The sequence below is a fragment of the Pseudomonas tremae genome, from assembly GCF_001401155.1.
GTDB classification, from domain to species: domain Bacteria; phylum Pseudomonadota; class Gammaproteobacteria; order Pseudomonadales; family Pseudomonadaceae; genus Aquipseudomonas; species Aquipseudomonas tremae.
This window is the reverse complement of the sequence record NZ_LJRO01000463.1, coordinates 1-10674: the sequence shown is the minus strand read 5'-3', so window position 1 is coordinate 10674 and position 10674 is coordinate 1. Positions and strand designations below refer to the sequence as shown.

The following is a 10674-nucleotide window of genomic DNA, read 5'->3' as shown; positions in this document are numbered from 1 at the left end:
CACGACTGGCATAAGCGTCGTCCTCCGGCGCCGGCAATGCCCGACGATCCAGTTTGCCGTTCGGCGTCAGCGGGAAACTCGCCAGCGTCACAAAGGCGCTCGGGATCATGTGTTCCGTCAACCCTTGCGACAGTTGCTCGCGCAACTGCGCTGCTGACAATACGGCACCTTCCTGCGCCGTCAGGTACGCCACCAGGCGCTTGTCTCCGGGGCTATACTCGCGTGCCAGCACCACCGCTTCCCTGACCCCGGGGCAAACCGCCAGTTGCGACTCGATTTCGCCCAGCTCGACACGAAAGCCCCGGATCTTGACCTGATCATCATTGCGCCCCAGGTACTCGATATTACCGTCCGCCAGCCAGCGGCCCAGATCGCCGCTTCTGTACATCCGCACCGCCGGCTCAGCACTGAACGGGTCATCCAGGAAACGCTCCGCCGTCAGTTCCGGCAGATTGAGATAGCCACGGGCAACCCCCGCACCGCCGATATAAATCTCGCCGCTGACCCCGATGGGCACTGGCTGGCCGTGCACATCCAACAGGTAAATCCGTGTATTCGCGATCGGACGGCCGATCGGAAACACCGAAGACCGATAACAGTCGATATCCTCAACCAGTCTATGCCAGGCCACCACGTCGCTGCACTCCGTGGGCCCATAACTGTTAATGAATTCCGGCCTCGGCTCGGGAAGCATTTCCAATCTGGCGAACTGAACAGGCTCTCCGCCCAGTACCACCCGGCGAATGCTGTCTAGTTGCCTTGAATCGTTTGCATTGATGAGCGCGTTGAACGCACTGGGTGAAAGATTGATGTGGGTAATACGCTCGCGTTGAATCTGCTTCAGCAGCACGTCGGGAATAAAAGCCTCTCTGGCCAGATGCAGCGTTCCACCGACCAACAACGGCCCCAGAATGTTTTTTTGCGTCAGATCGAAGCTATAGGATGAAACAAGCAGTACGGCATCATCGGACGCCAGTTTCAGCTCGTCGAGATACCAGTGCATCAGATTGCGAAAACCCTTTTGCTCAATCAACACGCCCTTGGGTCGGCCGCTTGAGCCTGACGTATAAATCACATAGGCCAGATGATGCGGCTTGACTGCTCGCGCCACTGGATCATAGTCAGCCTCAGACTCCCAGCCCCCGCCTTCCAGGTCGAGCAACGGCACTGCCAACTTGCCTGGCAACGCCCGGGTCATGCGCTGCACTAGTACCGCCGCCGGCGCGCTGTCTTCCAGCATGTAGCGCAACCGCTGCTCCGGATACGTCGGGTCCAGCGGCACATAGGCAGCGCCCGCTTTTAAAACCCCCAGCAAGCCCACCACCATTTCCGGGCTGCGCTCCACGCAGATCGCCACCCGGTCATCCGGCCCGATGCCCAGGCCGATCAGATAATGCGCCAACTGGTTGGCACGCGCATTCAGTTGCGCATAAGTGAATTTGCGCGCCTCGAATACCAGCGCAATCGCTTCTGGCGTCTTTTCCACTTGCGTTTCGAACAACTGATGGACGCAGGTGTCTTGCGGGTAATCCACGGCCGTCGCATTCCACTCCTGAAGCAACTGACGCTCGGCTCGCGGCAGCACATCCAGACGGCGCAGCAACGACTCGGGATAGTGCTCCAGCGCTTCGACCAGACTCTCCAGCGCCGTCTCCATGTAAGCACATACCCTTTGCGGATCGACCCCCGCCGTGGATTGAACGGTCAGTGCAAAGCCCTCGCCCAGATCGTCCACGGCAAGCGTCAACGGATAGTTGGTCCACTCATTCCAGCCCAAGACCTCGATTTCGCCCCAAGGGCGGTCTGCTTGATCCGATATTTCCGGCTGGGCGCTGTGCCGATAATTCAGCAGCGCGCTGAACAGCGGCAACGACGGGGCAATGGCGCTGCAGCGTTGCGCCAGCGGCAACGACGCATGTTCGTGACCAAGCAGCGCAGTCAGGCGGGCATGCGTGGCCTTCACCCCCTCACTTACGCTTTGCTCACCCACGTTCAAGCACACCGGCAAGGTATTGATGAACATCCCCAACGAGCGGTCGGCACCGTCGCCACCCTGCATCCGCCCCAGCAACACCGTACCGAACACAACCTCTTCCCTGCCCGACGTGCGTCCCAGAACGTGCGCCCACGCCAGATGATGCAGGCTGGCAGCACTCACACCCAGACTCCTGGCTTGCCGACGGATCCTGCCCGCCAGCTCTGCGGGCACTGCCTGCCTGGCTTGCCTTATGTCCCGACCGTCACCCTGCACATCGTGCAAACCGAATGGCAGCGTCGGCTCCGTCACCTGACCGAGCATTTCCTGGAAGAACGCTTCGTGGGCCGCTTGGCTTACTCCCAATCGCGCCTGCGCAACATGGTTACGATAAGGTACCGGCGTCGGCAGTCGCGCTGCCTGCCCCAGCAGATCCGCCTGTACCTCATGTTGCACCACTTCCAGCGCCATGTGGTCCAGCACCATGTGGTGAAACAGCAGAATCGCCACCCAGCGACTATTTGCGTCGTCGTAGGCGTAAGCCATCTTCATCAAGGGGGCTTTTGTCAAATCCAGCCGGCAATGCCTGGGATCGAAGCGCTCCTGAAGTTGCTGTTCGATGTCTCCGTCAGCCGCCTTCAGTTCCAATGCTTCCACGGCCAATGGCGCTTCACGCCAGACTATCTGGACCGGCTCGTCCAGCCCCTCCCACAGCACCGCCGTTCTCAAGATGTCATGCCTGGCAATCACGCCCTGAAGTGCCCGCACGAAAGCCTTCAGGTGGTCTTCGCTTGGCAGCGCAAAACGCGTATTCAGCAAATAGGGGTCACCCTCTAGCGACGCAAGGTGGTGGAACAACACCCCTTCCTGCAGTGGCGCCAGTGCGTAGATATCCTGGACGTTCGCCGTACCGCCCGGCACAGTACTCACAATTCGCTCGATGGCGTCCTCGCTGAGGTCTGCGAGCGGCAACATCGACGGGGTAATTCGTGTGCACCCGACCACGATTCCGTTGGCGGGCACCTCCACCTCATGACCGTTACCCAAAACCTCGGCAAACGCCGAAAGAGTCGGCTGAGCAAACAGCATCCGTACATCCGCCGACAGTCCCGCTTGACGCATCCGGCCCATCAGACTGACGGCCAATAGCGAATGCCCGCCCAGTTCGAAGAAATGATCGTGGCGCCCTACCCGTTCGACATCAAGCAGCTCCTGCCAGATTTCGGCAAGCGCCATCTCCACCTTCCCGCGAGGCGCTTCGTAGCCGCGGCTCACATAAGCATCACCCTCCGGCGCGGGCAGCGCCCGGCGATCCAGCTTGCCGTTAGGTGTCAGCGGCCACCCCGACAATTTCACATACGCCGCCGGCACCATGTACTCAGGGAGACTCGCCTGCAAGGCCGCACGTAGCGTCTGCACTGCAATAATCTCTTTCGCTTCCCTCGTCGTGTAATAAGCGATCAGGCGTTTCTCACCCGGCGTGTCCTCCTGGGCAACCACCACAGCCTCTCCGACACCAGCACACCCAGCCAGATGCGCTTCAATGTCGCCCAGCTCGATACGGAACCCACGGAGTTTGACCTGATCGTCGTTGCGTCCCAGATACTCGATATTACCGTCTGCCAGCCAACGCCCCAGATCGCCGCTCCTATACATCCGCGCCGTCGGGTCGTTACTGAAACGGTCTTTCACGAATCGCTCCGCGGTCAGCGCATCACGATTCAAATAGCCGCGAGCGAGCTGTATACCCGCGATGTAAATCTCGCCGCGCACGCCAACCGGGACCGGTTGCATATGCGGGTCCAACAGATACAGCCGGGTATTGGCGACGGGCCGGCCAATCGGCACGATCCCCGTATGCAGGTCGGGCACGCAGTGCCAGTAGGTGACGTCGACAGCGGCTTCAGTAGGGCCATACAGGTTATGCAATTGCACATGCGCAAAGCGTTGCTCGAAGTGCTTTTGCAAACTATAGGGCAACGCCTCGCCGCTACAGAACACCTGCCGCAATGTGCTACATGCCAGCGGGCCAACCTGATTGAGGAAGCTCTGCAACATGGAGGGTACAAAATGCAATATCGTCACTCCCGAGCCTGCGATCAACTCGGCCAGATACTCGGGGTCCTGATGGCCTGCCGGACGTGCGATCACCAATTGCGCACCGGCGAGCAAAGGAAGAAAAAACTCCCAGACCGACACGTCAAACCCGAACGGTGTCTTCTGCAAGAAGCGGTCTTCGCGACTCAGCCGATAGTGGTCCTGCGCCCATAACAGGCGGTTCACAATGGCGCAATGCTCAATCATCACGCCCTTGGGCTGGCCGGTCGAACCCGAGGTATAGATCACATAAGCCAGGTGCTGTGGCGTGACCGTCGACAACACGCGATCATGCTCAGCTTCAGCCGCCCAGTTCGCGCTTTGCAGATCCAGCACCGGCATCGCCAGCGCACCCAGCAGCTCCCGGGTTTCGGGCTGCACCAGCACCGCCACCGGCGCGCTGTCCTCCAGCATGTAACACAACCGCTCCAGCGGATACCCAGGGTCCAGCGGCACATATGCACCGCCAGCCTTCAGGATCCCCAGCAAGCCCACCACCATCTCCACACTGCGTTCCACACAGATCGCCACGCGGTCGTCGGCAACAATGCCCAGTGACAGCAAGACATGAGCAACCTGATTACTGCGTTTGTTGAGATCGGCGTAAGTCACTCGTTCGTCGCCGCATACCAGCGCAAGCGCTTGCGGCTGCTGCTGCGCTTGCTGTTCGAAAAGCTGATGGAGCAATAAATCCTGTCGCAAGGCCTGGTGTGTTGCGTTGAACTCGACAAGTACTTGCCGGCGTTCGGTTTCGCCCAAGAGCTTGATCGCTCCGACTACCTGGCGCTCGTTCTCGACCATTGCACGCAGCACCCGTTCCAGATACGCCACGTAGCTTTGCGCCGTATCTCTGTCGAACAGCGCCGTCGCATATTCCAGCGAACCGACGATCCGGCCCTCTACCTCCGCCAAGTCGAGCGACACATCGTACTTGGTGGTGCGTACTACCGAATCCAGCAGCGTCAGCTCCAGCCCGTCGATCGCGAGTTCCGCCGTCGGCATGTTCTGCCACGACAGCATCGCCTGGAACAGCGGGCTATGGGACAAGCTGCGCACCGGCTTGAGCAACTCCACCACCTGCTCGAACGGCAGATCCTGGTGTTCATACGCCGCCAGCGTGCAGGCCTTGACTCGACTCAGCAATGCCTCGACCGTCGGGTCGTCTGACACATCTACCCGCAACGCCAGGGTGTTGGCAAAAAAACCGATCAGGCCCTCGACCTCCGCGCTCATCCGGTTCGCCACCGGCGAACCGATTACCACCTCATCCTGCCCTGACAAACGACTCAATACCGTTGCCCAGCCCGCCAGTAGTGTCATGAAAAGAGTGGTGCCGTGCCGCCGACTCAACGTCTTGAGCTCATTGCTCAGCGTCGCATCCAGCACCACAGCTACCGACGCACCCGTATAGTCCTGTTGCGCAGGACGTACACGGTCAGCGGGCAACATCAGCAATGCCGGCGCATCGAGCAGAGCCGTCTGCCAGTAAGTGCTTTGCTTGTGCAATACCTCGCCGCTCAACCAACTTCGTTGCCACATCGCGTAGTCCGCGTACTGAATCAACAACGGCGGCAACGGGGCTGCCTCATCTTGGCAACCGCTCGCGTAGAGCGCTCCCAACTCGCGCGTCAAAATGCCCATCGACCAGCCATCCGATACGATGTGGTGCATGGTCAACAGCAGCACATGCTCTTCATCGCTCAGACGAACCAGGCTCCCTCGAATCAGCGGTCCCTGCTGAAGATCGAAGCGCCTAATGGCTTCTTCGTCCACCAGTCGTGCCAACTCACGCGAGCCATCGGCATGCGTCGTGAGATCGTACTTGCGCAAGGGGCAGCCTGTTTCCTCGGGATGTATGCGCAGCACCACGGACTGGTCCGCGGTCTGCTGGACAAACGTTGTGCGCAGTACTTCGTGACGCGCCACTATCCGGTTCAACGATCGTTGCAAGGCGGGCTCATCCAGCGCGCCGAGTATGCGCAGCCCCGCCGGTATGTGGTAAGCAACGCTGGCACCTTCCATCTGGGCCAGAAACCACTGCCGTTGCTGAGCAAACGACAGCGGCAATGGCATCTCTCGTGAGACTGGCGCAATCTGCGGCAGCGCGTTGCTTTGTGCCTGCTCAACCACGCAGGCAAGCGCCTCGAGCTGCGGATGTGCGAATAACTCGGCCAATCGCAACTCTACGTTCAAACGCTGTCGGACCAGGGAGATCAGTCTCATCGCCAGCAACGAATGCCCACCCAGCTCGAAGAAGTGATCGTGGCGCCCTGCCCGATCGATACCGAGCAGCTCTTGCCAGATATCCGCCAGTGCACGTTCGACTTTGCCTGCCGGCGCCTCGTAGTCACCACTGGCGTAAGCGTCGTCCCCCGGCGTCGGCAATGCCCGCCGGTCCAGCTTGCCATTGGGCGTCAGCGGCCATTCCGACAATTTCACATACGCTGCCGGCACCATGTATTCAGGCAGCCTCGCCTGCAAGGCAGTACGCAATGTCTGCGCCGTAATCGCCTGTTTCGCTTCCTGCTGTGTGTAATACGCCGTCAGACGCTTCTCGCCCGGCGTGTCCTCTCGGGCAACCACCACCGCTTCCCTGATGTTCGCTATCTGTTTCAGCTGCGTCTCGATCTCGCCCAGTTCGATACGCAAGCCTCGTATCTTGACCTGATCGTCGTTGCGCCCCAAGTATTCGATATTACCGTCCGCCAGCCAGCGCCCCAGATCGCCGCTCCTGTACATCCGCGCTGCCGGCTCGGCACTGAACGGATCCTCGACGAAACGCTCCGCCGTCAGTTCCGGCAGATTCAGATAGCCACGGCCAACCCCCGCACCGCCGATANNTGGATCTCGCCGCTGACCCCAATGGGTACTGGCTGGCCGTGGGCATCCAACAGATAAACCTGCGTATTGGCTATAGGACGGCCTATGTGCAATACCGACTGTGTTGCATCGATCAGACCGGATGTCGCCACAACCGTTGTCTCGGTCGGACCATAGTTGTTGATCAGCGCGACCTGACTATCCGGATTGGGAAACCGACGCAACCGGTCTCCGCCAATCAGCAACGTTTGCAGCGTGGCCGGTTCGATCTCTTGGGTGAATGCCATCTCGGCAACCGGCGTAGGCAGGAAGCTCACATCCAGATCTTGCCGACGCCACCACCACAGCAGTGCATCCACATCGTTGCCAAGCGCTTGTCCAGGCAGCAGCGACAGGCTGGCTCCCACACACAAAGCTGGCCATATTTCCCAGGCGCAGGCATCGAAACCGACTCCCGCCACGCTCGAAACGCGATTGTGATGGGTCAGATCGAATGCATCGCAGTGCCAAGCCACCAGGTTAACGAGATTGCGATGCTCAATCATCACGCCCTTGGGTTGGCCGGTCGAACCCGAGGTATAGATCACATAAGCCAGGTGCTGTGGCGTGACTGTCGGCGACACGCGATCAAGCTCGGCCTTAACCGCCCAGTTCGCGCTTTGCAGATCCAGCACCGGCATCGCCAGCGCACCCAGCAGCTCCCGGGTTTCGGGCTGCACCAGCACCGCCACCGGCGCGCTGTCCTCCAGCATGTAGCGCAACCGCTCCAGCGGATACCCAGGGTCCAGCGGCACATATGCACCGCCAGCCTTCAGGATCCCCAGCAAGCCCACCACCATCTCCACACTACGTTCCACACAGATCGCCACGCGGTCGTCGGCAACAATGCCCAGTGACAGCAAGACATGAGCCACCTGGCTGCTGCGTCTGTTGAGGTCCGCGTAAGTCACACACTCGTCGCCGCACACCAGTGCAAGCGCTTGAGGCTGCTGCTGCGCTTGCTGTTCGAAAAGCTGATGGACCAATAGATCCTGCTGCAATGCCTGATGTGTTGCGTTGAACTCGACGAGCACTTGCCGGCGCTCGGTTTCGCCCATCAGCGCAAGCTGGCTAATCGGTGTTGAGTCATGAGCGGCAACCAACTTCAGGAGCAGCGTAATGCGGTCCCGAATCCGTTCAATTTCGTCTTGGCCAAAGCAGGTCAGATTGAAGTTAAAGTCAACGACAATGTCATCGTCTGAATAGTAATCGCAGATAGCGATTGAGAGTGGCGTCTGATCGAAGCCGCTGTACATCCTGATCGCCTGCGCAGGGGAGCCGCCAAAGATAAAGTCCGCGTCAAATTTTTCGAATGAAAGCGTGATATCGAAGATCTGCTTGCGCCTGGAATGCCCAATATTGAGGGCGCGATTCAGTTCCGCGATTGGAAAATGCTCATGGCGGTAGCAGCGTCGCAATTCGGCGGCCACATTGCCCATCAATTCGAGCAGGGAGCGATTGGGGTCGACCCGTACGCCGATCGGAATAACGGAAGAAAACATACCGATCGTCTTTTTCTGACAGGCCGTCGTGCGGTTATGCAGGGGCATGCCGATGATGACCTCTTCAGCATCACCAACACGTGAAAAATAGGCGCCTACGGCGGCAAAGAATATCGCGACAGGAGAAAGGTCATGCTCGGTGGCAACGGCGACCAGGGCATTGAACAGGTCACGCTTTATCGTCGAGCGAATATGACCGCTCTTGCACATTGAACCCACGGCATGATCGCCGGACCACTGCAGCAGAGGTGGCGGCAGTTGTGTATAGCGTTCGCGCCAAAACGCCCTGTCGCGCTCCAGGCGCGACGAACTCAGATAGGCCTTGTCTTTGATCAGGAAGTCGCTGTAGGAAGGGGCTTCCTCGAGCTCGTCGATGCCCGCCAACAAATTATTGTAGGCTTTCTCCACTGCATGGCAGAACAGCGTTACCCCTGCGCCATCCATGACCAAATGATGGCACCGCCCCAGCCAGTAATGATGGGATGCACTGCACCGTACGAGCTGCACCTCCCAAAGAATGCCTTCCAAGGGATTGAACGGTCGGGAAAATGATTGTTGAAGGTATTCCAGCGCTCGCTCGACACTGTCAACGTAGTCTGAAAAATCGACGAGTGCGAGTCTGATATCGACAGATGGCAGCACCCTCTGCCTGGCTATATCGCCCTCATGGAACAAGGCAAGCCGTAGTGCATCGTTATGCTTGGCAACCAGATTGATAGCCTTCTCGAACATCGGAATATCGAGATCACCATTGATCTCCAGTCTCATGCCAATGTTGTACAGTGGTATGTTCGAATCCGCTATCTGACCGAGCCAGATACCCTGCTGTACAGAGGACAGTTCATACGAGAAATTTGAGTTTTTCGATGCTTTTTGATTTGATGGCTTCATGCGTAAACATCCATGATTTTAATATTCTTCCGGCAGCTGAATGATGATGTTCGCGGCCCTACCGAATTCCTGTAGTGCTGGCCAAGTTTCATACAGAGATGGGTAGTTACAGCACAATTTTTCGCAGATGAACTGGGTGTCAGAACCTAGGAAGGTTCTGAAGTAGCCATCAGCTTTTGTTCAGCTTTTGACCTAAGATTTAAAAAACTTCCTTACTTTCAGATAATCAGACTTTCCCCGTGTTTAACTCATTAATTTTTGTCGATTAGCACCTTCCCAAGACGTTTTTCGTATTTAGGTGCAGGTTTCCCATCCTAAGCAGCTCTTTCGCACCATCCAAATATTAGACTGGGTAAATAGCGCGGCCTGTTGCCCGGTGGTTTTAGCCCAACCGCGGAGCCGCAACTTTGTGTACGCAAACTGGCACTTGATCACGCAGAACGAATGCTCGACTTTGCGGACACCTCCACGATCCAACTTGTCTCACCACGCTTTTAGCGGCTCGGACGTACCGCATCGGCCAGCTAATTTGACAATCCTGATGTTCCTGACACTTGTCCACGGCGGTGTAACCCGCATTACCGCTTATCCCGCCTGCTTACTCATGCTTCGTGCGCAACACGGCCGTCGACAGAACTGCCATACGTCCCCATTCGCATTTCGGACATTGAGGCTTGACCAGAACGCTCTTTAGGGACTTGCTTACGTTTGCCAGCATAATCGGCGTCGGGGAATATCATCTGCGTCCTTGGTGTGCCTAAGCTGTGGAGATCAAACACTCTGCCAAACCTAGAACAGCTTCATCAGAATGTCCTTAAAACATGTATGTGGCCAAAAATTTGTTATCGGTTCCATGCCATGAACTTTATTTTTAAGTGAACATCATTGGTGTATGCCGTCTTCAAGACGGCGCACGGTGGTTGAAAAAAATCCCATCAGGCAAATCAGCCCGCCTAGGTTTTGTACGAAAAGTATCGCCGCTACAACGTAGGCTGCAGACCAGCGTGACCATGGCTGCGTAGGTTTTGGCCAGCTTGTTGTAGCGAGTGCCGATTCGGCGGTTCTCTTTTAGCCAGCCAAACATCCGCTCAATGATGTTGCGCTCCCGATACTTTGGACGATCAAAGAGTCTGGGCAAGCCAGGCCGGGTTTGCGTGGCATGGCGCGTAGCGGGATCACAGGCTGCATTCGATAACGGTCGCAGTAGTAACGCAGGTGTTCTGCGTCATAGCCGTTGTCAGCCAGTAACCATCTACTGCGCTTTCGCGGTCGCCCCGGCTTACCGAGAATGCGCACCTGATCCAGTAACGGCCGGGCGTGGGCGATATCGCTAGCCTGTCCCGGTGAGAG

2 protein-coding genes and 2 pseudogenes are annotated in these 10674 nt (G+C 58.0%); all 4 read right to left on the bottom strand.

Annotated elements, in window-relative coordinates; genetic code table 11:
- A partial coding sequence (locus tag ALO43_RS25795; RefSeq protein ID WP_268873850.1) for a non-ribosomal peptide synthetase occupies positions 1–6865 on the bottom strand: 6865 nt, incomplete at its 3' end.
- A gap of 11 nt (positions 6866–6876) precedes the next feature.
- A complete protein-coding gene (locus tag ALO43_RS32275) occupies positions 6877–7989 on the bottom strand; it encodes an AMP-binding protein (RefSeq protein WP_412778931.1) in 1113 nt (370 codons plus the stop codon).
- 33 nt (positions 7990–8022) lie between these two features.
- Positions 8023–9324: pseudogene (locus ALO43_RS32270) on the bottom strand (condensation domain-containing protein); the annotation flags it as partial.
- A gap of 953 nt (positions 9325–10277) precedes the next feature.
- Positions 10278–10674: pseudogene (locus tag ALO43_RS29670) on the bottom strand (transposase); the annotation flags it as partial.